Source organism: Terrabacter tumescens, assembly GCF_014646815.1.
GTDB classification, from domain to species: Bacteria; Actinomycetota; Actinomycetes; order Actinomycetales; family Dermatophilaceae; genus Terrabacter; species Terrabacter tumescens.
In genome coordinates this window covers 26,437-48,401 of the sequence record NZ_BMNZ01000004.1, presented here as the reverse complement: position 1 = coordinate 48,401, position 21,965 = coordinate 26,437, and the positions used below count along the sequence as shown (strand labels likewise).

Here is a 21,965-nt window from a genome sequence, read left to right as displayed (position 1 = left end):
CACTCGACGAGAAGGTGGCAGACGGCATACGCCATCGGTGCGGGCACCTGAACGTCACCTGAGGTCCGGCGACTTTTCGGGCGCCGACCCCTAGGGTGGTGCAACGTGAGCGACCGGCCCCTCCACCCCGCCGTCGACATCCCGCAGGTCATCGTCGTCACCGGCGTCATGGCAGCGGGCAAGTCGACCGTCTCCCAGCTGCTCGCCGAGCGCTTCTCGCGCGCCGTCCACCTTCGCGGGGACGAGTTCCGGCGGGTCGTCGTGCGCGGACGCGTCGACATGTCGCCGCATGGCGACCCCGAGGCCGAGCGGCAGCTCGCCCTGCGCCACGCCATCACCGCCCACTCCGCGAACGAGTACGCCGCGGCCGGCTTCACCGTCGTCGTGCAGGACCTCTTCGTCGGGGCGAGCCTGCAGCCGTTCCTCGACCAGCTGACCGCGCGGCCGCTGAGCCTCGTCATGCTGGCGCCCGACGTCGGCACCGTCATGCAGCGCGAGTCCGAGCGGGCCAAGGTCGGCTACGGCGACCTCTGGTCGATCCGCGACTTCGACCACAAGGTGCGCACCGAGACCCCGCACATCGGGCTCTGGCTCGACAGCTCGCAGCAGACGCCCGACGAGACCGTCGAGGAGATCGTCGCGCGCCTGGCCGAGGCGCGGATCGCGTAGATGTCGACGCTCACGATCGGCCAGGTCGCCGAGCGCACCGGCGCCGCGACGTCGGCGCTGCGCTACTGGGAGGACCTCGGGCTCATCGACTCGGTGCGCACCTCCGGCAACCAGCGGCGCTACGAGCGGGTCACGATCCGACGCGTCTCGTTCATCCGCGCCGCCCAGCGAATCGGCTTGTCCCTGGACGAGATCAGGGCTGCGCTCGCCACGCTGCCGGAGGGACGCACTCCCACCGCCGGTGACTGGGCCCGCCTCTCGCGCGCCTGGCGCAGCCGTCTCGACGACCAGATCCGACGCATCGAGCGGCTGCGCGACCAGCTCGACTCCTGCATCGGCTGCGGCTGCCTCAGCCTGCGCACCTGCGCCCTCAACAACCCGTCGGACGTGCTGGCCGATCGGGGACCGGGCCCCGTGCTCCTCGAGCCCTGACGGCTCCGTGCCGCTCGGGGCGCTCATCGTGCGAACGGCCCGTCACGCCCGAGTGCGTCTGCGACGGTGGGGCCGCGGTTAGGGCGTTGTTACTGACGGTCGGCAGGGTTCGATCGCGCCCGGATCGCCCGGCGTCATCGAAGGAGGCCCAGATGGCCCAATCACCGCGCGCCGGCGGCCCGCTCTCCCCACCCTCGCCGGAGGACCTCGCCGACGCGAGGAGCCTCCTCTGGCTCGCGGGCGCGCTGTCCGACGCAGGCCTGACCGTCCACGAGACCCCTGGCTGGCAGTCCCGCGCGGTGACCGGCCCGTTCGCACCGGTCGGTGTGCTCCTGCACCACACGGGTGCCTTCGCGACGCCGGAGGCGCCTGCCCCGTCGCTCGCCGAGCTGACGGGCGACGGGGCGGCCGGGACCCGGGTCGCGTCGGGAGCCCCGCGGTGCCACGTGCTCGTCGACCGCAACGGCGAGTGCTGGGTGATCGCCGCCGGACGCGCTCACCACGCCGGACGGGCCCTCGACAGCGGGCCGGTCCCCGAGGGGTCGGCCGACGCGCTCTACGTCGGGGTGCAGATCGAGTATGCCGCCACGTCGGCCGAGCCCACGCAGTACGCCACGAGCGTGCAGAAGTCCGTCGCAGTCCTGGTCGCGGCCCGGATCGTCGGCGCGCTCGGGCACGACCACCGCTTCGTGCGGGCCCACCAGGAGACGAGTGCCTCAGGCCGCACCGACCCGTTCAACTGGGACATGGTCTCGATCCGCGACTCGGTCCGCCAGACGCTCGGCCGCACCGGCTGGTAGCACGACGGTGCCCGCCCCGGGAGGATCGGGGCGGGCGCCATCGGGTCGGTCAGTCGCGGATGTTGTCCGCGCGGCGGGCGACGTAGCCGGCGTAGGTGCTGAGGTTGGCGATGCGGTGGTTCATGTCGTCGGTCGGGTTGGACTCCTCGTAGAGCCAGAACTGCGTGTGGTCGGTGTTGGCCCACTTGTGGAAGAGCACGACGTGGTTGCCCGCGTCGACGAGGTAGTCGCCCGCCTTCATGTTGGCCTTCGAGATGCCGGAGCTGTAGGTCGAGCCGGCGAGGGCCGTCGTGTTGGGGGCGCTCAGGCCGGTGGGGCCGAGCTTGAGAGCCATCGAGACGAAGCCCGAGCAGTCACGGCGCCAGGAGTAGACGCCGTCCGGGCCGGTCGCCGTGCCGGTCTGGCTGTACTGGATGTTGCGGTCCATCCAGTTCTGGGCGCGGGCGATGACGTCGGCGCGGGAGATCGGGTCGTTCGGGGCGGCCTGCGCCGTGAGCGCCGGGCCGGCCGTGAGGACTGCGGTCGAGAGCACTGCGGTCGCGAGCGCCGAGCGCAGGACGGCGCGGCGGGTGGGCTGGGTCTTCATGAATTGTCTCCCTGTGGTTGTGAGGCCGAGCCACGTCGGCCGCTCCTTCGGCACGACGCGGACGTATGCCGCGTGCCGCGTGCCGTGTGCAGGCGGGGTGCCTGCCCCCGCACACGATTCGACGCCTCCCTAACATTCGACTAACCGCAGCATCGGGCCGACGCCGCCACCAAACCGAGCCGCCCCGGCAGACCGAGCCGGGGCCACGGCGGTTCGGTTTGCCCCGCCACGCTCGGCGTCGGGTATCAATGACCCGTGCGATTTGGGGTGCTGGGGCCGGTCGAGGTCCTCACCGACGACGGGGTGCAGGTGCCTCTCGGCAGCGGCCGTGAGCGTCTGGTGCTCGCGATGCTCGTCCTCGGCGCCGACCGGCTCGTCCCGACCGAGCGACTCATCGACGTCCTCTGGACCGAGCCGCCCCCGACCGCGAAGCAGCAGCTGCAGAACCTCATGGCCGGGCTCCGGCGCCGCCTCGCGACCCATGACCGTGACCTCGTGGCAACGCGCCCGTTCGGCTACCAGCTGCGGATGGGCCGGCACCGGCTCGACGTCGTGGACTTCCGCCAGCTCGTCACGGAGGCACGCGGCACGGCCGAGGCCGGCGACCCCGCCGCAGTCGCCCGGACACTCGGGCAGGCGCTGGACCTCTGGCGCGGTTCACCGCTCGGCGACGCAGCTCCCGCCACCACCGACACCGAGGTCGCGACCCTCGTGCAGTCGCTGCACGACGAGCGGGTCGGCGCCGTCGACCTGCTCGTCGAGTCGCTCGCGGCCGCCGGCATGCACGACCAGGTCCTGGCCACCACCGCGAGCCAGCTGCACCTCGACCCGTGGAATGAGCGCCTCCACGCCCACCGGCTCCGGGCCCTGGCCGCGACCGGCCGGCGCAGCGAGGCCGGTGACGAGTACCGACGCCTGAGGCGCACCTTCGTCGACGAGCTCGGGGTCGAGCCCGGCGCCGCCCTCGCCGAGCTCAACGTCGAGATCCTCGAGGGGCGTTCCGTCGCGGCAGCCCCCTCCCCCGGGGTCTCGCGGCCGAAACCCGTGCCGCGCGAGCTGCCCGCCCTGGCGTGGACCCTCGTCGGCCGGGACGAGCTGCTCACCGCGCTGGCGGCACAGCTGGGCTCACTGACCGCCGGCCTGTCTCACCCCTCTCCTGCGACGCCAGCACCCGGCGGTAGACCCACCGTCGTCGTCCTCGTCGGCGTCGGAGGGGTCGGCAAGACGGCCCTCGCCGTCGCTGCCGGGCACGCGCTCGGGGACGCCTACCCGGACGGCACCCTCCACGCCGCCCTCGGCCACGGTCCCCGCGGCTCCGCGGACGTGCACGACGTCGCGGCCCGCTTCCTCCGGGCCCTCGGCGTCGACCCGGCTGCCATCCCGGCCGACCCCGACGAGCGGATCTCGCTCTACCGCAGCACGATCGACCGCAAGCGGCTGCTCGTCGTGCTCGACGACGCCCTGAGCGAGGCGCAGGTTCGACGCCTGCTGCCGACCGGTCCCGGCTCTGCCGCCATCGTCACCTCACGCAGCAAGCTGGCGGGCCTCGTCGGAGTGCGGCGCCACACCGTGCCGCCGCTGTCCCCCGAGGACGCGGCCGGGCTCATCGTCGAGCTCGCCGGTCCGGACCGGCACGTGGCGCCCGGGGCGGCCGGCACCCGCACCTCGACGGGGGTGGACCCGGTCGTCGCCGAGATCAGCGCCCTGTGCGGCCACCTCCCTCTCGCACTCTGCGTCGCCGGGGCCAAGCTCGCGACGAACGCCGACCTCGAGCTGGACGAGCTGCGTGACCGGCTCTCGGGCGAGCACGCACGGCTCGACGAGCTGTCGGTGGGCGACATCGACGTGCGGGCGAGCATCGGAGCCTCGGTGAGCGACCTGGCCGCGCCGGCCGCGACCCTCTTCGCCCGCCTCGGCGCCACGTCCGGCGAGTGGCCCGAGTGGGTGCCGCGGCTGCTCATGGGCGAGGGCGTCACGCACGGGGACGCCCGGCAGGCCCTCGACCTGCTCATCGACCGGCACCTCGTCGAGCCGAGCGGTCGCGACGCGGCAGGGCAGGCCCGCTTCCGGGTGCACAGCCTCGTCGTCGAGCTGTCCCGCGAGCGGCTGCTCGCCACCGAGGGCGCGGCCGCCCGCGACGCCCTGTCCCTGGGCCTCGACTCCGCCTGGCTGAGCCTCGCCCTGGTGGCCGAGGCGCACCTCGGTGCCGAAGGGCCCGCGCCGTCGGCGACGACGCTCGCCGGCCCCCGCACCGGCACCGGTGGCGCGGGCGGGACCCCACTCACCCCGGCGCCGTCCCGGGCGCCCGCCGACTGGTTCGAGGCGGAGCGGATCAACCTCACGGCGGCCGTGCTCAGCTCCGTCGCCCTCGAGGAGCGCGAGCTCGCCGCTCGACTCGCACTCGCGCTGCGCACCTTCCTCACCGTCCGCGCCTACGACGACGAACGGGAGCGCGTCCTGCGCCTGGCGCTCGACGACTACCCCGAGACGTGCGACCAGGGCCTGCTGGCCCAGCTGCTCGGCGCGCTCTTCGGTGTGCTCGCCCAAGCGAGGCGCTTCCCCGAGCTGCCCACGGTCGCCTCGCGGCGGCTCGAGACCGCTCGCGCGCTGGGCGACATCGCCCTCGTGCAGGCCGCGACGGTCCAGATCGGGTGGGCCGCCATGGTGCTCAACAGGTTCGACGAGGCCCTAGAGGCGTATGCCGCCGTGGCCGCCCTCGCCGAGCAGCGCGGGGACGAGCAGGGGCGGTTGGGCGCTGACGGCCAACGGGGCGTGCTGCTGCGCAACATGGGCCGCCCGGGCGACGGTGACCCCTTGCTCGCGACGATGGTGGAGGCCTCACGGCAGGGCGGGTCGACACGGCGGACCTGCATCTGGCTCGTGACCCGGTCCGAGGGCCTGCTCGACCTGGGGCGGGTCGATGACGCCGCGGACCTGCTCACCGAGGCCCTGAGGATCGCCGAGGACCTGCGCGACGAGCTCGGAGCCGCCCACTGCCGGCTCGCGCTCGCCCGGGCCCAGCTGCTGCGGGGCGCCCCCGACCGGGCGGGCGAGGAGCTGCGGGCCGCCCGTCCGCAGCTCGATGCGCACGCGCCAAGCGGTGAGGACCTCGACTGCCTGCGTCTGGCCGTCGACCTGGACTGCGCGACCGGTGACTGGCGCTCGGCGCAGCAGCGGACCCGCCGGCTCGTCGACGCACGCCGGACCGAGGGGGACGAGCTCCAGCTCGCGTGCGACCTCGCTCGCCTCGACCGCGTCCGTGCGGCCGTCGGTGCGACCGGCGCCGAGACCAACCAGCCCGACGAGGTGGCCGCCATCCTCCATCGCCTGGGACTCGGCCGGGAGGCCCTGCGGCTCCCACCCCTCGCCACGGCCCTGACCCCGCGAGCGAGTTGTTAGGGATTTGTTGGCGGGCGGCCCTTACATTGCGGACATCAGCAGGGCGCACCCGTCGCCCTCGACGAGCCAAGGGGACCGCCACCATGAAGCAGATCATCCGCATCGCCACGGCACTGACCGTCACTGCAGTGCTCGGCTTCGCCGCCGGCACGGCGAGTCACGCGAGCTCCGCTCCGGTCGATGCCTGGTGCGTCAAGGGCGGCCAGTCCGCCAACGGTCCGTGCGAGTGGATCGCTGGGAGCTGACACCCGGAGCCACCCGACCTCGAGGACCACGACGCGCAGGGGCGTCGTGGTCCTCGTTCGTGTGCGGCCAGGGGTGCGGACACGGGGAGCGGTCAGGGGCGACACGCGGGGACGAGGCCCGTCGGTAGCACTGGGGGACATGACGATGCCGCGAGGACCGAGGTCCCCGCGGCACCGGAGCTGTCGTGCTGTTCTCGGCCGAGCGCTCAGCCCTTGTGCCAGTAGTAGGCGACGCCGCCGTGGGACTCCGCGTGCGTCGTCGGGTTGTAGGTGTGCTCCCCGACCTTGTTGGGCGCCACGAAGTTCGAGTCGATGACGCGGATCTCGGCGCCCGCCGGGTCGCCCGAGACGATGGCGGTGTGGATGCCCGTGGTGTGCGAGCCGGAGTCGGTCTCCTGGATGATGTCGCCGGGCACGACGTCGGCCTTGGCCACGCGGTGGTAGCCGGCGTTGATGTAGGCCTGGTAGTAGCCGGTGCCGAGGGTGTTGGGGTAGACCTCGGCGTAGATCTTCTGGACGAAGACCTTGCACTGCCCCTGGTAGGTGCCGACGTAGTTGCGGGCGTGGGTGACCATCGCGCTGGCGGCGTCGGCGGACGAGACGGCCCCGACGGGGACGACGCCGGCGGTCGCGGCGGCGAGGACGACGGTCGTGGCCAGGGTGCGGAAGGTGCTCTTCCGGACTCGAGTGTTCATGGTGAATCTCCTTGTGGTGGCGTGTGATCGGGCCGGTCGGCCGGACTGCCCTTGCGGACCGGCCTGCCCCCGAGGGGACGTGGGAACAGAGTCCGGGAGTGCCCTAACCACGCGCTAACAAGCCGCTGCACACGGCAAGAGGCCTCGTCGTCCACCAGGGACGTCGGGGCCTCTCGCCGTGCAGGTGCGCTCAGTCGACCTTGGGGTCGGCCGGCGTCGCCGCATCCGGTGTGGGCACACCCGGGCCACCGCCGGGTCCCGGGGCGCCCGCGCCGACACCGGCCAGCTCGGGTATGCCGTCCGGCCCGCCGGGAGCGCCCGCCGAGTCGTCGAGGTCGGCCGCGGCACCCGCGAACTGCGCGGCATACAACGTCGCGTAGGCGCCGCCGGTCGCGAGCAGCTCGGTGTGCGAACCCTGCTCGACGATGCGGCCGTCCTCCATGACGAGGATGAGGTCCGCGTCGCGGATCGTCGAGAGGCGGTGCGCGATGACGAAGCTCGTGCGGTCGGACCGCAGCGCCGCCATGGCGTGCTGCACGAGCAGCTCGGTGCGCGTGTCGACCGAGCTCGTCGCCTCGTCGAGGATGAGCAGGGCCGGGTCGGACAGGAACGCGCGGGCGATCGTGACCAGCTGCTTCTCGCCGGCCGAGATGTTGGACGCCTCGTCGTCGAGCACCGTGTCGTAGCCGTCGGGCAGCGAGTGCACGAAGCGGTCGACGTAGGTCGCCTTGGCCGCGGCCACGACCTCCTCCTCCGTGGCACCAGGTCGGCCGTACGCGATGTTGTCACGGATCGTGCCGCCGAAGAGCCACGTGTCCTGCAGCACCATGCCGATGCGCGAGCGCAGGTCGTGGCGGGTCAGGTCGCGGATGTCGACGCCGTCGAGGGTGATCCGGCCGCCGTCGAGCTCGTAGAACCGCATGATGAGGTTGACCAGCGTCGTCTTGCCGGCGCCCGTCGGCCCGACGATGGCGACGGTCTGGCCCGGGCGCACCGACAGGTCGAGGTCCTCGATGAGCGGCTTGTCGGGCGTGTACGAGAAGGACACGTCCTCGAAGGCGACGGCGCCGTGCGGGTCGTCGATGCGGGCCGGCTCGACGGGGTCCGGCTCCTGCTCGTCGGCGTCGAGCACCTCGAAGACGCGCTCGGCCGACGCGACACCCGACTGCAGCACGTTGGCCATCGACGCGACCTGCGTCAGCGGCTGCGTGAACTGGCGGGAGTACTGGATGAAGGCCTGCACGTCACCGAGGGTCATGGTGCCGGACGCGACGCGGAGGCCGCCGACGACGGCGATGGCGACGTAGTTGAGGTTCCCGACGAACATCATGACCGGCATGATGATGCCGCTGATGAACTGGGCGCCGAACGCGGCCCCGAAGAGCTCGTCGTTCTTCGTCCGGAAGTTCTCCCGGGTCTCCTTCTGGCGGCCGTAGACCTTGACGAGGCCGTGGCCGGTGAAGGTCTCCTCGACGATGCCGTTGAGCTCACCGGTGTTGCGCCACTGCTGGACGAACAGCTTCTGCGAGCGCTTGGCGATGAGGCTCGTCACGACGATCGAGATCGGGATGGTGACGAGCGCGATGAGCGCGAGCAGCCACGAGATCCAGAACATGATGCCGAGCACCGCGATCACCGTGAGCAGCGAGTTGAGCAGCTGCGAGAGCGTCTGCTGCAGCGACTGGCCGACGTTGTCGATGTCGTTGGTGACGCGGCTCAGCAGCTCGCCGCGCGGCTGGTTGTCGAAGTAGGGCAGCGGCAGCCGGTTGAGCTTGGCCTCGACCTCCTGGCGCAGGTCATACATCGTGCGCTGGAGCACGCCCTGCAGGATCCAGCCCTGGATCCACATGAGCAGCGAGGCCGCGACGAAGAGCCCGACGACGAGCATGAGCACCCGGCCGACGGCGTCGAAGTCGATGCCCTGCCCGGGGGTGAAGGCGACGTTGCCCAGCAGGTCGGCATACGTCGTCTGGCCCCGCGCGCGCAGCGCGGCGATGACCTGCTCCTTGGTCGTGCCGGGAGGCGCGTTCTGGCCGACCTGGCGGCCGATGACGCCGGCGAAGATGAGGTCGGTCGCCCGGCCGAGGATCTTCGGGCCGATCGAGCTGAGCGCGACGCTCGCGACGGACAGCACGAGGACGAGGACGACCTTCGCGCGGTGCGGGCGCAGCCGTCCGATCAACCGCTTGGCCGACGGGCCGAAGTTGAGCGACTTCTCGCCCGGCTGGCCCATCTGCATGTGGGGCGGACCGCCCCGACGGGCCGGGCCGCGGCGGCTCTCCGCGGCCTTCTCCTCGGCCGTCTTCACTCCCTCGGCCATCAGGCCGCCTCCTCCGCGCTGCGCTGGGACTCGACGATCTCCTGGTAGGTCTCGCAGGAGTCGAGGAGCTGGTCGTGCGTGCCCTGGCCGACGACGCGGCCGTCCTCGAGCACGATGATGTGGTCGGCGTCGACGATGGTCGACACGCGCTGGGCCACGATGACGACGGTGCTGCGAGCCGTGGCCGGCCGCAGCGCCCGGCGCAGCCGCGCGTCGGTCGAGAGGTCGAGCGCCGAGAACGAGTCGTCGAAGAGGTAGATGTCGGGCCGCTTGACGATGGCCCGGGCGATGGCGAGGCGCTGGCGCTGGCCGCCGGAGACGTTGGTGCCGCCCTGGGCGATGGCCGCGTCGAGCCCGCCCATGGCCTGGACGAAGTCCTGTCCCTGGGCGATGCGCAGGGCGTCCCACAGCTCCTCGTCGGTCGCCTCGGGGTTGCCGTAGCGCAGGTTGGTCGCCACGGTGCCGCTGAAGAGGTAGGGCTTCTGCGGGACGAGGCCGATCCGGGACCACAGCTCGTCGAGCTCGAGGTCGCGCACGTCGACCCCACCGACGCGGACCTTGCCGGCCGAGGCGTCGAAGAGGCGTGGCACGAGGCCGAGGAGGGTCGTCTTGCCGGCTCCGGTGGAGCCGATGATCGCCGTGGTGCGCCCGGGCTCGGCCCGGAAGCTGACGTCGTGGAGCACGGCCACCTCGGCCCCCGGGTAGTGGAAGTCGACGCCGGCGAGCTCGAGCCCGGCCGACCCAGTGGGCAGGCGCAGGGGCTGCACCGACTCGACGACCGACGACTCGGTGTCGAGCACCTCCTGGATGCGGGTCGCCGAGACCGAGGCGCGCGGGATCATCGTCGCCATGAAGGTCGCCATCATGACGGCCATGAGGATCTGCACCAGGTAGGACAGGAACGCCGTCAGCTCGCCGATCTGCATGTCGCCGGAGTCGATGCGGTGCCCGCCGAACCACATGACGGCCACGGTCGAGAGGTTGAAGATGAACATGACGATCGGGAAGACGAGCGCCATGAGGCGCCCGACCTGCAGGCCGGCGTTGGTGAGCAGCCCGTTGGCCTCGGCGAACCGGGCCTCCTCGTGCTCCTCGCGGACGAAGGCGCGCACGACGCGGATGCCGGTGATCTGCTCGCGCAGCACGCGGTTGACCCCGTCGAGCGAGGTCTGCATGCGGCCGAACCACGGCACCATCCGCGAGATGACGAGCCCGACGAAGAGGCCGAGCAGCGGCACGGCCACGGCGACGAGCCACGAGAGCCCGACGTCCTCGCGCAGCGCCATGATGATGCCGCCGACCATCATGATCGGCGTCGTCACGAGCAGCGCGAAGCCCATGAAGACGACCATCTGGACCTGGGTGACGTCGTTGGTGTTGCGCGAGATGAGGGTCGGCGCGCCGAAGCGGGTCACCTCCTGCGCGGAGAAGTCGACGACGGTGCCGAAGAGGTTGGCGCGCACGTCACGCCCCATCCCCATCGCGACCCGGGCCGCGAGGAAGGTCGCGGCCACGGACGCGACGATCTGCACGAGGCTGACGGCGAGCATGAGGCCGCCGTGGCTGACGATGAAGCCGGTGTCGCCCTTGGCCACGCCCTCGTCGATGATCTCGCCGTTGAGGCTCGGCAGGTAGAGCGATGCCATGGTGCTGACCAGCTGGGCCAGGCAGATGAGCACGATCTGGCCCGAGTAGGGGCGCAGGTGACTGCGGAGCAGTCGGATCAGCATGAGGGTGCCTTTCGGTGCATGGTGTCGCTGGACGACGGTAGGGACTCACGTGGGGTGAGGGTCAACAGGTTTGTCACGAGCGCGCCTCCCACTCGCCGCTCAGGTGGCGGGGGTCGCCACCGAGCTGGGCGTGGAGCTCGGCGATGGACAGCCCGCTCTCGGTGGGCGGTCGGCGACACACGACCCCGAAGAGCACGGTGTCGACGATCTCCTCGGGCGTCAGCACCCGGCCGTCGGCGATGCCGGGGTGGCTGCCCGAGAAGGTGAGCAGCCGGATGCGGTGGATGACGTCGGTGCCGGGCACGACGAGGTGGTCCTCGTCGTGGATGAGCAGCGCGTGGACGGCGTCGAGCAGCGGCTGGTGGGCGGCCCCGTGCTCCTCCTCGTCGGCGTGCCCGCGCAGGTGGCGCCCCGCCTCGTAGCAGCTCTCGTGCGGGCCGCGGTTGGGCGGCTCGGTGAGGCCCAGGGCGCCCATGAGCCCGAAGACCTCGGTGAAGCGCATCTGCATGATGCGGGTGAAGTCGACGAGCCGGTCACGCAGCGAGCCCTCGGGGTCGATGGCCGAGATGCGCCGGCGCACCGGGGCCGGGCAGAACGCCGCCTGCACGGCCTCCTTCTCGAGGACCTCCTTGGTCGGGAACGCCCGGAAGATCGTGCCCTCGGCGACGCCGGCCTCCTGGGCGATCTCGCTCGTCGTCGGCTTGCGGCCCTCCCGGTGGGCGAGCCGCACGAAGACCTCGATGAGGGCGTCGCGCCGGTCGTCCGGGTCCATCGGGGCCGCCCTGCGCTGGGCGGTCCGGGCGGCCTTGGGTCCTTCCACGCGTGTCGACACCCGACCATCATGAATGAGTGAGCACTCACTCACAAGCGGTTTGTGACGACTGGCCCCGTTCCCACGATGACGGGGACACCCGTCGCGTCAGACGAGGAGCCCGTCGGCGACGAGGTCGCGCAGCTGCGGCACCGTCTCGGCCCGCACCTGCGCGGGGTCGAGGTCGAGCAGGGTCGCGATGGCGTCGAGCGCTGCCCGCGCCGTGAGGTCCCCGTCGGCGACGCCGAGGTATGCCGCGAGCAGCGTCCCGGCGCGCACGACGCGTCCCAGCCCGCCGCCCTGGCGCACGAGGATGACGGCCGGGTCCTCGGCGCCGGGCCGGCCGTGCCGCTCCTCCGTGACGTCGGGCGCGCACGACCACGCAATGTCGAGGAGGTCGTCGTCGGAGTGCTCCGCCAGCCAGGTGCGTGCGCGCAGGCCCGCGTCGACGGTCGGGCCCATGGGCGCCGCGACCGGGCCGTTGGCCTCGTCGAGCGACCGCCAGACCGGGCGGTCGGTCGCCGGGCGCTGCAGCGTCACGACGCCGAACCCGACCCGCTCGACGTCGCGCGAGGCGAAGTCGCGCAACCACGCGGCATACAGCTGCGAGTGCGGCTCGCTGCCGGGCTGGGCGCCGCCGTCGCGGGCCCACAGCTCGGCGTACTCGGCCGGGTCCTGCGACTCGCGCTGGACCACCCAGGCGTCGAGGGCGACACCGTCGCGGGCCTGCTCGTCGAGCCACTCGCCCCAGACCTCGCGCCACGTGCGGCCCGCGGGGACCTCCCAGTTGCCGAGGAACTGCGCGACCCCACCCGGCTCGAGCACGCTGCCGACCTGGCGCACGAGCGACCGCACTAGCGTGTCACCGGCGCGGCCGCCGTCGCGGTACTCGTAGAGCGGCAGGTGCTCGTCGCGGGGCGTGATGACGAACGGCGGGTTGCTCACGACGAGCGAGAACGACTGTCCCTCAACAGGATCCAGCAGGTCTCCGGACAGCAGCTCGACCGGCGGCACCGCGCCGGAGCGCTCGGAGGCGGCGAGCGCGAGGTTGAACGCGGCATACGCCAGCGCCCGCTCGGAGATGTCGGTCGCGACGATGGATCGGGCGTGTCCGGTCAGGTGCAGCGCCTGCACACCGCACCCCGTGCCGAGGTCGAGCGCACGCTCGGCCGGCCGGCGCACCGTCCAGGAGGCGAGGGTCGTCGACGCACCGCCGATGCCGAGCACGTGGTCGGGACGCAGAGGCCCGCCGACCGCGAGCTCGGACAGGTCGGAGGCCACCCACCAGTCGTGGGCGTCGTCACCGTAGGGGCGCAGGTCGCACGTCGCAACGACCTCGCGGTCGGACGTGACGGGGCGGCCCGCGGCGAAGCCGGCCCGGCTCGCCCCGAGACGCACGAGCCCCAGAGCGACAGCCCCCTCGACCCCGAGGGTCGGCAGCGCGGCGGCCAGAGCGGACGCGGCGACCGGACGGCCGAGGGTGAAGAGGCGCACGAGCACGCCGCACGCGTCCGTAGCATCGGCGTCAGACGTTGCGGACGGCTCGGTCGCGAGGAGCGCCGGCAGCGGCTGCTCCCGGTGCAGCGCGGCGGACGCGACGGGACCGAGCCGTTCGGCGACGCCGTCGACGGTGAAGCGGGCCGCCGTCAGGTCCGCGCGGAGCAGCGCGACGAGGGCCTCGTCGACGACGGGCGTGTCGCTCAGGACCCCTCGCCCGGTGCGCCCACGCCGGCCTCGCTCGCAGCGAGCGCGGCGTCGAGGGTGGGGTGGATCTCGAAGACCTTGTCGAGCCCGGTGATGGAGAAGACCTTGAGCACGCGGTCGTCGGTGCCGACGAGCCGCATGGCGCCACCTCGCGTGCGGGTCAGCTTGAGGCGTCCGACGAGGACACCGAGGCCCGTCGAGTCGAGGAACGTCACGTCCGTGAGGTCGACGACGAGCTGCGTGCGGCCGCCCTGGATCTGCTCGTCCAGCTTCTCGCGCACCAGCGGCGCGGTGTAGACGTCGATCTCGCCGCCGAGGTGGACCACGGTCTGGTTGCCATGGTCGGCTCGGGTGATCGAGAGATCCACCTGTGCCCCTTTCTGTGCCCACGCGTGCAAGAGAACGCTTCCGGTTGCTGTTCGGGGTTGCTGCCACGCGACGAGCCGGTCATCTCCTGACGGGACCTGAGGGAGTCCTCGTCAGTCACGTTCCCCTGGTTGACCGACTGCGCAGTAACATGCCCCGCACGTCGGTTACCGTACCCCCACGACATACGGTTGCTCCACATGAACCGGGAGCCAGCGCCCATGGGACCCGTGCCGGAGGACCTCCTGCGCACGCTCGTCGGCGACCATCCCGAGCGCCTCGTGCACGTGCACGAGGTGCCGGCGCGTCGCGCCGTCCACGCCGACTGGCCGGAGTGGGTCGACCCGACGCTCCTCGGAGCCCTGCTCGCGTCCGGCATCGAGGCGCCGTGGTCGCACCAGGTCGAGGTCGCCGAGGCCGCCCATGCGGGGCGGCACGTCGTCGTCAGCACCGGAACTGCGTCGGGCAAGAGCCTCGGCTACCACCTGCCGATGCTCAGCGACCTCGTCTCCGGGGCGAGCGCGCCCAACGGTCGCGGGGCGACGGCCCTCTACCTCTCCCCCACCAAGGCGCTCGCCGCCGACCAGCTGAGCCGCATCGACCGCCTCGCCCTGCCCGCCGTCCGGCCGGCGACGTACGACGGCGACACCCCCACCGACGAGCGGCGCTGGATCCGCGACCACGCCAACCTCGTGCTGACCAACCCCGACCTGCTGCACCACTCCCTGCTGCCCGGGCACGAGCGATGGAGCTCGTTCCTGCGCGCCCTGCGCTACGTCGTCGTCGACGAGTGCCACGTCTACAAGGGTGTCTTCGGCGCCCACATGGCCGCCGTGCTGCGCCGCCTGCGCCGCGTGGCCGCGCGCTACCGCTCCGAGCCGACGTTCGTCTTCGCGTCGGCCACCGTGGCCGACCCGCAGGAGCACGCCTCGCGCCTCTTGGGTATGCCGGTCGTCCCGGTCACGCAGGACGGCTCACCTCGGGCGTCGATGACCTTCGCCCTCTGGGAGCCGCCGCTGCTCGTCGACGAGACGGGGCAGCCGCAGCGGGTCAGCACCATCACCGAGACCGGTGAGCTGCTCGCCGGGTGCGTGCGCGAGCAGGTGCAGACGGTGGCGTTCGCGCGCTCGCGCGCCGGCGTCGAGGTCGTGGCCCGCGTCGCCCGGGAGCGGGTGTCGGTCACCGACGAGGGACGTATCGCGGCCTACCGGGGCGGGTTCCTGCCCGAGGAGCGCCGTGAGCTCGAGCGGTCGCTGCGCTCGAAGGAGCTGCTCGGCCTCGCGGCCACGAACGCGCTCGAGCTCGGCGTCGACGTCAGCGGGCTGGATGCCGTGCTGCTCGCCGGGTGGCCGGGCACCCTCTCGTCCCTGTGGCAGCAGGCCGGCCGCGCCGGGCGTTCGGGGGCACGCTCGCTCGCGGTGCTCGTCGCCGCGGACGACCCGCTCGACACCTTCGTCGTGCACCACCCCGAGGCGATCTTCGGCCGTGGCATCGAGGCCACCGTCGTCGACCCCGACAACCCGCACGTGCTCGCGCCACACCTCGCGGCGGCGGCCGCCGAGCTGCCCGTCACCGAGGCCGACGTCGACGTCTTCGGGCCGCAGACGCTGTCGCTGCTCGACGCGCTCGTGGCCCGCGGCATTCTCAAGAAGCGTCCGCGCGGCTGGTTCTGGGGGCGCGAGGACCGGCCCGCCGACCACCTCTCCCTTCGAGGGGCGGGCGAGCCGGTGCGCATCATCGAGACGCGCACCGGGCGGGTCGTCGGCACCGTCGACGACGCCGCCGCGCACTCCCAGGTGCACACCGGCGCCGTGCACCTGCACCAGGGCCAGACGTGGGTCGTCACCGAGCTCGACCTCGACGACCACGCCGCCTTCGCGGTGCGCGGCGACCCCGGCTGGACCACGCAGGCCCAGTCGGTCAGCGACTTCCAGATCGTCCACGAGGTCGAGCACGAGGACTGGGGCCAGCTGCGCTGCTCCTTCGGTCACGTGAGCGTGCGTCACCAGGTCACCTCGTTCCTGCGCCGGCTGCCCGGCGGCGAGGTGCTCGGCGAGCACCCGCTCGACCTCCCGCCGCGCACCCTCGCGACCAAGGCGGTGTGGTGGACGATGCCCGTCGAGGAGCTCGCGGCTGCCGGCGTGGCGGAGGACGGCATACCCGGGGCTGCGCACGCGGCCGAGCACGCCGCGATCGGGATGCTCCCCCTCTTCGCGACGGCGGACCGGTGGGACATCGGCGGGGTCTCGACCGCGCTGCACCCGGACACCGGGCTGCCGACGATCCTCATCTACGACGGCCACCCGGGCGGCGCCGGCTTCGCAGAGCGCGGCTACCGACGAATCCGACCGTGGCTCAATGCAACCCGCGAAGCCATCGCGTCGTGCGAGTGTGCGACGGGCTGCCCGTCCTGCATCCAGTCACCGAAGTGCGGCAACGGCAACGAGCCGCTCGACAAGGCCGGGGCGGTAGCGCTGCTCGACCTCACGCTGCGCAACGCCGGCCCATGGCTGGTGGGTGCTGACACCGCCTGACTGCTGCCGTCAACAGCTGAGAGCGCGCGGGCCGGGGGTGTGCTTCGGGCTCAGTCCGGCCGACTCAGGTCGTCGGGCTGGTGAGGCCGTCCAGCCGGCTCAGGTCGTCGGCGGTCAGCTCCAGCGCGCCTGCGGCGACGTTCTCCTCGAGGTGGCGCAGGTCGCCGGTGCCGGGTTCTCCTCCACCTGGCCGCGCAGCTGCTCCGGACGCGCCCACGGCAGCCACTCGCCGGAGGGGTCGCGCCCCGGACCCACCTTCGTGGCGATCACGAGCTCGTCGGGGTAGGGGGCGAGGGCGCTGCCCACCAGCTCGAGCGCCGAGCGCAGGGGCGAGAAGTAGAAGGCCGCCGTGTCCAGGTGGTTGACGCCGAGCTCCAGTGCCCGGCGCAGGACGGCGATCGAGGTGCTGCGGTCGCGTGGCGTCCCGAGGTCGAAAGCCGCGGTCCCCGTGAGCCGCATGGTCCCGAAACCGATCCGGTTGACGGTCAGGTCGCCGAGCTGCCAGCTGCCCGCGGCGTCGGCGGTGATGGTCTGCGAAGGCATCCCGGGAGTCTGCCACCACGAACGGCCACTTACCCGGCAGTCGGGCGCGCGTCCCATCGACCACACTCTGAGACATAAGCACACGTTATTTGACCGGTAACGCACCGCTATTCGAAACTCCCATGCAACGGATAGGGAAAGGGCCGCTCGCGGCCACCACCCCACCGGCGCGACGCACCCGCGGCGCGACCCCGATCCGGACGACACCCCTCAGGAGCCCCACCATGCGACGCCCCTCCATCGCCCTCGCCGCCATCGCCGTCACCGCGACGCTCGGCCTGACGGCGTGCGCCGGCGGCGGGGCCAGCGACAGCGTCGCGGCCCCGGGGACGGCAGCCGCCGCCGGGGCGGCGACCAGCACCGTCAACCTCTTCGCGTATGCCGTCCCGAAGGTCGGCTTCGACGTCGTCATCCCGGCCTTCCAGAAGACCGCGGCCGGCAAGGGCGCGCAGTTCCAGCAGAGCTACGGCGCCTCGGGCGACCAGAGCCGCAAGGTGGCCGCGGGCGCCGAGGCCGACTTCGTCAACTTCTCGGTCGAGCCCGACGTCACGCGCCTCGTCGATGCCGGACTCGTCGACCCCAGCTGGAATGCCAACGCCCACAAAGGGATCCCGTTCGGTTCGGTCGTCACGATCGTCGTGCGCAAGGGCAACCCCAAGGGCATCAAGGACTGGGACGACCTGCTCAAGCCGGGCGTCGAGGTCGTCACGCCCAACCCGTTCTCGTCCGGCTCGGCCAAGTGGAACCTCCTCGCGCCGTATGCCGCCAAGAGCAACGGCGGCGCTGACAAGGCCGCCGGCCTCGCCTACGTCTCCGCGCTCGTCAAGGACCACGTCAAGGTCCAGCCGAAGTCCGGCCGCGAGGCCACCGAGACCTTCCTTCAGGGCAGCGGCGACGCGCTCCTCAGCTACGAGAACGAGGCACTCTTCGTCGAGAAGAACGGCGACCCGGTCGAGCACGTGACCCCGCCGACGACGTTCAAGATCGAGAACCCTGCCGCCGTGCTCAAGGGCAGCAAGAGCCTCCAGGCAGCCACGGCGTTCAACGACTACCTCTACACGCCGGAGGCGCAGAAGCTGCTCGCCGAGGCCGGGTTCCGGCCCGTCGACGAGACGGTCGCCCAGGAGTACGCCTCGAAGTTCCCGACGCCGAGCAAGCTCTGGACGATCGCCGACCTCGGCGGCTGGAAGACCGTCGACAGCACGCTCTTCAAGAAGGACGTCGGTGACATCGCCAAGATCTACGACCAGGCGACCCAGTGACGGCCGACACCGACCAGCAGCGCAGGGGCCCGCGTCCGGGGACGGACGCGGCGCCCCTGCCGGCGCGTCCGGACGCGCCCCGGCCTGACGGCATACGACCGGAAGACAGCGGGTCGCTGGATCCGCAGGAGTCGGCACGTCCCGGCGACACCGCGGCGGGCGCACCACCAAGTGCCCGGGGCGCGCTGGGCGGGTTGCGTCGGCCGCTCGGCGTCGGTGTCGTCACGCTGTGGCTCAGCGTCATCGTGCTGCTGCCGCTGGCGGCCCTGACGGTCGCGGCCTTCGGCGAGGGACTGAGCGGCTTCTGGGCCGCGGTCACCGCACCGACCGCACTCGCCGCGCTCTGGGTGACGGTGCTCGTCTCGGCCGTCGTGGCCCTCGCCAACGCGGTCCTCGGCACGCTCGTCGCCTGGGTGCTCGTGCGCGACGAGTTCCGGGGCAAGCGCGTCGTCAACGCCCTCATCGACCTGCCCTTCGCTCTGCCGACGATCGTCGCGAGCATCGTGCTCCTCTCGCTCTACGGGCCCAACAGCCCCATCGGCGTCGAGCTCAACGCGACCCGCTGGGGGCTCGTCGTGGCGCTGCTGTTCGTCACGCTGCCGTTCGTCGTGCGGTCGGTGCAGCCCGTGCTCATCGAGGCCGACCGCGAGGTCGAGGAGGCGGCGGCGTCGCTCGGGGCCTCGGGGTGGACGACGTTCCGGCGCATCGTGTTGCCGACCCTGGCTCCCGCGATCCTCAGTGGCACCGGGCTGGCCTTCGCCCGCGCCATCGGCGAGTACGGCTCGGTCGTGCTCATCGGCGGCAACATCCCGCGCGAGACGCAGGTGGCCTCGCAGTACATCCAGCAGCAGATCGAGATCGACCGCCCGCTCAACGCGGCGGCCGTGTCGGTGGCGCTGCTCGCCATCGCGTTCGTCACGCTGCTCGTGCTCCGAGTCGTGTCGAGCCGCACGCTGCGACGTGAGGAGCGGGACGCATGAGGGTCTCTCGTGGCACGCGCCTGTCGCTCCGGGTCGTCGCGCTGGGCTACCTCTTCGTGCTGCTCGCCGTGCCGATCGGGGTCATCCTGTGGCGTACCTTCGAGCCGGGACTGTCGGAGTTCGTCGCCTCGATCTCGACGCCGGCCGCGAAGTCGGCGCTCAACCTCTCGCTGCTCATCGTCGCGATCACCGTGCCGGTCAACGTCGTCTTCGGCGTGGCGACGGCGATCGCCCTGGTGCGCGGTCGTTTCCGCGGACGCGGGCTGCTCCAGGCGGTGGTCGACCTGCCGTTCGCGGTGTCGCCCATCGTCGTCGGCGTCGCGCTCATCATGCTGTGGGGCGCGGGCGGCTGGTTCGGGGCGGTGGACGCGGCCGGCTTCAAGGTGATCTTCGGGATCCCGGGGATGGTGCTCGCGACGATCTTCGTGACGCTGCCGTTCGTCGTGCGCGAGGTGGAGCCGGTGCTGCACGAGATCGGACTCGACCAGGAGCAGGCCGCCTCGACGCTCGGCGCGAGCGGGTGGCAGACCTTCTGGCGCATCACGCTGCCGGCGATCCGGTGGGGCCTGACCTACGGGGTCGTGCTGACGGTCGCCCGAGCCCTCGGTGAGTTCGGCGCGGTCATCATGGTCAGCTCGGGCTTCCCCGGCGTCTCGCAGACGCTGACGCTCCTCGTCCACTCGCGCTACATCGACGACCACAACACCTACGGCGCGTATGCCGCCGCCACCCTCCTCATGGGCATCGCGCTCGTCGTGCTGCTGCTCATGACCGTGCTCGACCGCAAGAGGAGCGACCGATGATCACCGTGACCAGCGCCCGGAAGAACTACGGCCCCTTCGCCGCCCTCGACGACGTGAGCATCGACATCCCGAGCGGATCGCTGACCGCGCTGCTGGGGCCGAGCGGCTCGGGCAAGTCGACACTGCTGCGCTCCATCGCCGGCCTCGAGGGGCTCGACTCGGGCACCGTGACGATCGAGGGCCGCGACGTGACGCACGAACCGCCGCAGCGACGTGGGATCGGCTTCGTCTTCCAGCACTACGCCGCGTTCAAGCACATGACGGTCCGCGACAACGTCGCCTTCGGGCTGACGATCCGCAAGCGCCCCAAGGCCGAGGCGGCCAAGAAGGTCGACGAGCTGCTCGAGATCGTCGGGCTCGAGGGATTCCAGCACCGCTACCCCGCGCAGCTGTCGGGCGGTCAGCGCCAGCGCATGGCGTTGGCCCGAGCCCTCGCCGTGGACCCCCAGGTGCTGCTCCTCGACGAGCCGTTCGGCGCCCTCGACGCGAAGGTGCGCACCGACCTGCGCCAGTGGCTGCGCCGGTTGCACGACGAGGTGCACGTGACGACGGTGCTCGTCACGCACGACCAGGAGGAGGCGCTCGACGTCGCCGACCGGATCGCCGTGCTCAACAAGGGCCGCATCGAGCAGGTCGGCGACCCCGTCACCCTCTACGAGCGCCCCGCCAACGACTTCGTCATGGGCTTCCTCGGCTCGGTGGCACACCTCGGCGGGCAGCTCGTCCGCCCGCACGACATCGTCCTCGAGCGGGACCGTGCGACAGCCCTCGCGCTCGACGCCAAGGTCGCCGACTCCCCCGGCGTCATCGACGCCGTCGTGGAGCGCGTCGTGCCTCTCGGCTTCGAGGTGCGGGTCGACCTGCGGGCCGACTCGGGCGAGCGGTTCGCCGCCCAGATCACCCGCCGCGACGCCGCCCAGCTGCACCTGCGCGAGGGCGAGACGGTCCACGCCCGGGCCGTCGCGCGATCGAGCGTGGTCGACGTCGACCCGGCGCTCGCGATCTGACCTCCGTGCGTCCAGGTCGGGTACGTCCGCATGAGACCGGGCTCCCATCCGGACGCGCAACGGCCTAACGTATGCCGTGAAGCTCCTCTCGTCGCCACGCGACGAGGGTGGGTGGCTCGGGAGACCGAGTGAACTGAGGCGGCGAGGGGACGACACCTCGCCGCCTCAGTCACACCCCCAACACCCCTCGAGTGGCCGCTTTGGCGCGTGCGGCAGGTGCGGTGCGGCAGACTGCACGGGTGGACATCTCGGCACGAGTCGACTATGCGGTGCGCGCGATGCTCATCCTCGCCGAGGCGGACGCGGAGGGCTCGGGACCGATCAGCATCGACAGCCTCGCCACGCGGCAGGAGCTGCCGCGCAAGTTCCTCGAGGCGATCTTCGCGGATCTGCGCCGCAGCGACCTCGTGCTGAGCCGTCGCGGCGCCCGCGGCGGCTACGTCCTCGGCCGGCCGCGCGGCGAGATCAGCGTGGGCGACATCTTCCGCGCCGTCGACGGCCCGCTCGCCGAGGTGCGAGGTCTGCGTCCGCACGAGACGGAGTACCAGGGCGTCGCGACCCACCTGCCGAGCCTCTGGGTGGCGGTCCGCGCGAGCCTGCGCGAGGTGCTCGACGAGACCTCGATCGAGGACCTCCGCACCGGCGATCTGCCCGACCGCGTCCGTCAGCTCCTCACGGCGCCGGACGCCTGGCAGAACCGCTGACCGTCGAGGCCGCTCGCCGCTGACGGGCACCGTCACCGAGTCGCTCCCGACTCGGGCCCGGCTCGCGCGCGGGCGACAGCCGGTTCGGGCCACAAGCCGGAGCTCACGACCACGGACAGGTCGACGACCGAGCCGTCCGACGAGCAGATCTGTGCCGCAGCGCCATTGGCCACGGCAACCTGTCGCGCGGCTGCGCACGCGCCCGAGGGCGACGCCCCGTCCTGGACCGCCGACGCTCCTGCGAGCGACCCGAGATCCGCAGCGAGACGGGCCCGTTGGCTGGCAATGAGCACCGACGCGATGACAAGAGCGCCCACGGTGAGTGACAGGACGACTCCGATGAGGCACAGCACCATGACGCTCGCGGCCCCGGAC

20 protein-coding genes are annotated in these 21,965 nt (G+C 72.2%); 11 read left to right on the top strand and 9 right to left on the bottom strand.

Features of this window, described 5'->3' with window-relative positions:
• The first annotated feature begins 105 nt into the window (after positions 1–105).
• From IEY30_RS10710 to IEY30_RS10700, 3 genes are all read left to right on the top strand, one after another.
• The gene (locus IEY30_RS10710; RefSeq protein WP_030195346.1) at positions 106–669 is read left to right on the top strand and encodes an AAA family ATPase; all 564 of its coding nucleotides are present in this window, start codon (positions 106–108) and stop codon (positions 667–669) included.
• The gene (gene soxR, locus IEY30_RS10705) at positions 670–1,101 is read left to right on the top strand and encodes a redox-sensitive transcriptional activator SoxR (RefSeq protein WP_030195343.1); all 432 of its coding nucleotides are present in this window, start codon (positions 670–672) and stop codon (positions 1,099–1,101) included.
• A 152-nt stretch (positions 1,102–1,253) separates the two neighbouring features.
• The gene (locus IEY30_RS10700) at positions 1,254–1,901 is read left to right on the top strand and encodes a peptidoglycan recognition protein family protein (RefSeq protein ID WP_052358389.1); all 648 of its coding nucleotides are present in this window, start codon (positions 1,254–1,256) and stop codon (positions 1,899–1,901) included.
• Between the two features lie 49 nt (positions 1,902–1,950).
• On the opposite strand, the gene IEY30_RS10695 is transcribed toward IEY30_RS10700, so the two are convergent.
• Positions 1,951–2,487 carry an NlpC/P60 family protein gene (locus tag IEY30_RS10695; protein WP_030195339.1) on the bottom strand — a complete coding sequence of 179 codons (537 nt, stop codon included), beginning with the start codon at positions 2,485–2,487 and terminating at the stop codon, positions 1,951–1,953.
• A 255-nt stretch (positions 2,488–2,742) separates the two neighbouring features.
• Here IEY30_RS10695 and IEY30_RS10690 point away from each other — a divergent pair, with 255 nt between their 5' ends.
• Together IEY30_RS10690 and IEY30_RS10685 are read left to right on the top strand one after the other, a co-directional pair.
• Positions 2,743–5,886 (top strand): AfsR/SARP family transcriptional regulator, encoded by a 3,144-nt coding sequence (locus tag IEY30_RS10690; RefSeq protein ID WP_156035174.1) that lies wholly within the window; start codon positions 2,743–2,745, stop codon positions 5,884–5,886.
• 83 nt (positions 5,887–5,969) lie between these two features.
• Positions 5,970–6,131: a hypothetical protein gene (locus IEY30_RS10685; protein WP_156035172.1), complete on the top strand. Its 162-nt coding sequence runs from the start codon at positions 5,970–5,972 to the stop codon at positions 6,129–6,131.
• Positions 6,132–6,337: 206 nt separating this feature from the next.
• On the opposite strand, the gene IEY30_RS10680 is transcribed toward IEY30_RS10685, so the two are convergent.
• The 6 genes from IEY30_RS10680 to IEY30_RS10655 all read right to left on the bottom strand — a co-directional run bounded on the left by IEY30_RS10680 (position 6,338) and on the right by IEY30_RS10655 (position 13,759).
• Positions 6,338–6,826, bottom strand: a complete 489-nt coding sequence (locus tag IEY30_RS10680) for a CHAP domain-containing protein (RefSeq protein WP_030195333.1) — start codon at positions 6,824–6,826, stop codon at positions 6,338–6,340.
• A gap of 190 nt (positions 6,827–7,016) precedes the next feature.
• Positions 7,017–9,146 carry an ABC transporter ATP-binding protein gene (locus IEY30_RS10675; protein ID WP_030195330.1) on the bottom strand — a complete coding sequence of 710 codons (2,130 nt, stop codon included), beginning with the start codon at positions 9,144–9,146 and terminating at the stop codon, positions 7,017–7,019.
• Entirely contained in the window at positions 9,146–10,876 is a 1,731-nt protein-coding gene (locus IEY30_RS10670) for an ABC transporter ATP-binding protein (protein ID WP_030195328.1), read from the bottom strand. Before IEY30_RS10670 ends, IEY30_RS10675 begins: the two co-directional genes overlap by 1 nt.
• A 73-nt stretch (positions 10,877–10,949) precedes the next feature.
• Entirely contained in the window at positions 10,950–11,708 is a 759-nt protein-coding gene (locus IEY30_RS10665) for a TetR/AcrR family transcriptional regulator (RefSeq protein WP_229674950.1), read from the bottom strand.
• Between the two features lie 87 nt (positions 11,709–11,795).
• Positions 11,796–13,391 (bottom strand): DUF7059 domain-containing protein, encoded by a 1,596-nt coding sequence (locus tag IEY30_RS10660; protein WP_030195321.1) that lies wholly within the window; start codon positions 13,389–13,391, stop codon positions 11,796–11,798.
• On the bottom strand, positions 13,388–13,759 hold the full coding sequence (locus IEY30_RS10655; protein WP_030196966.1) for an anti-sigma factor antagonist: 372 nt from the start codon (positions 13,757–13,759) through the stop codon (positions 13,388–13,390). The genes IEY30_RS10660 and IEY30_RS10655 overlap by 4 nt, the downstream gene beginning before the upstream one ends.
• Positions 13,760–13,957: 198 nt before the next feature.
• Here IEY30_RS10655 and sftH point away from each other — a divergent pair, with 198 nt between their 5' ends.
• The gene (sftH, locus tag IEY30_RS10650) at positions 13,958–16,291 is read left to right on the top strand and encodes a DEAD/DEAH box helicase (RefSeq protein WP_052358388.1); all 2,334 of its coding nucleotides are present in this window, start codon (positions 13,958–13,960) and stop codon (positions 16,289–16,291) included.
• A 114-nt stretch (positions 16,292–16,405) separates the two neighbouring features.
• Here sftH and IEY30_RS10645 read toward each other — a convergent pair whose 3' ends face one another.
• Positions 16,406–16,834, bottom strand: coding sequence for an aldo/keto reductase (locus tag IEY30_RS10645; protein ID WP_081920381.1), 429 nt, complete (start codon positions 16,832–16,834; stop codon positions 16,406–16,408).
• A gap of 224 nt (positions 16,835–17,058) precedes the next feature.
• Between IEY30_RS10645 and IEY30_RS10640 the strand changes: the two genes are divergently transcribed.
• From IEY30_RS10640 to IEY30_RS10620, 5 genes are all read left to right on the top strand, one after another.
• Positions 17,059–18,096 carry a sulfate ABC transporter substrate-binding protein gene (locus IEY30_RS10640; protein WP_030195311.1) on the top strand — a complete coding sequence of 346 codons (1,038 nt, stop codon included), beginning with the start codon at positions 17,059–17,061 and terminating at the stop codon, positions 18,094–18,096.
• Positions 18,093–19,076 carry a sulfate ABC transporter permease subunit CysT gene (gene cysT / locus IEY30_RS10635; RefSeq protein ID WP_030195309.1) on the top strand — a complete coding sequence of 328 codons (984 nt, stop codon included), beginning with the start codon at positions 18,093–18,095 and terminating at the stop codon, positions 19,074–19,076. Before IEY30_RS10640 ends, cysT begins: the two co-directional genes overlap by 4 nt.
• Entirely contained in the window at positions 19,073–19,879 is an 807-nt protein-coding gene (gene cysW, locus IEY30_RS10630; RefSeq protein WP_030195306.1) for a sulfate ABC transporter permease subunit CysW, read from the top strand. The genes cysT and cysW overlap by 4 nt, the downstream gene beginning before the upstream one ends.
• Entirely contained in the window at positions 19,876–20,886 is a 1,011-nt protein-coding gene (locus IEY30_RS10625) for a sulfate/molybdate ABC transporter ATP-binding protein (RefSeq protein ID WP_030195304.1), read from the top strand. The genes cysW and IEY30_RS10625 overlap by 4 nt, the downstream gene beginning before the upstream one ends.
• Positions 20,887–21,125: 239 nt before the next feature.
• A complete protein-coding gene (locus IEY30_RS10620; protein ID WP_030195301.1) occupies positions 21,126–21,590 on the top strand; it encodes an RrF2 family transcriptional regulator in 465 nt (154 codons plus the stop codon).
• 32 nt (positions 21,591–21,622) lie between these two features.
• Here the strand turns inward: IEY30_RS10620 and IEY30_RS10615 are convergent.
• Positions 21,623–21,965, bottom strand: a 343-nt coding sequence (locus tag IEY30_RS10615; RefSeq protein ID WP_188960128.1) for an Rv3654c family TadE-like protein, incomplete at its 5' end; no start/stop codon positions are given.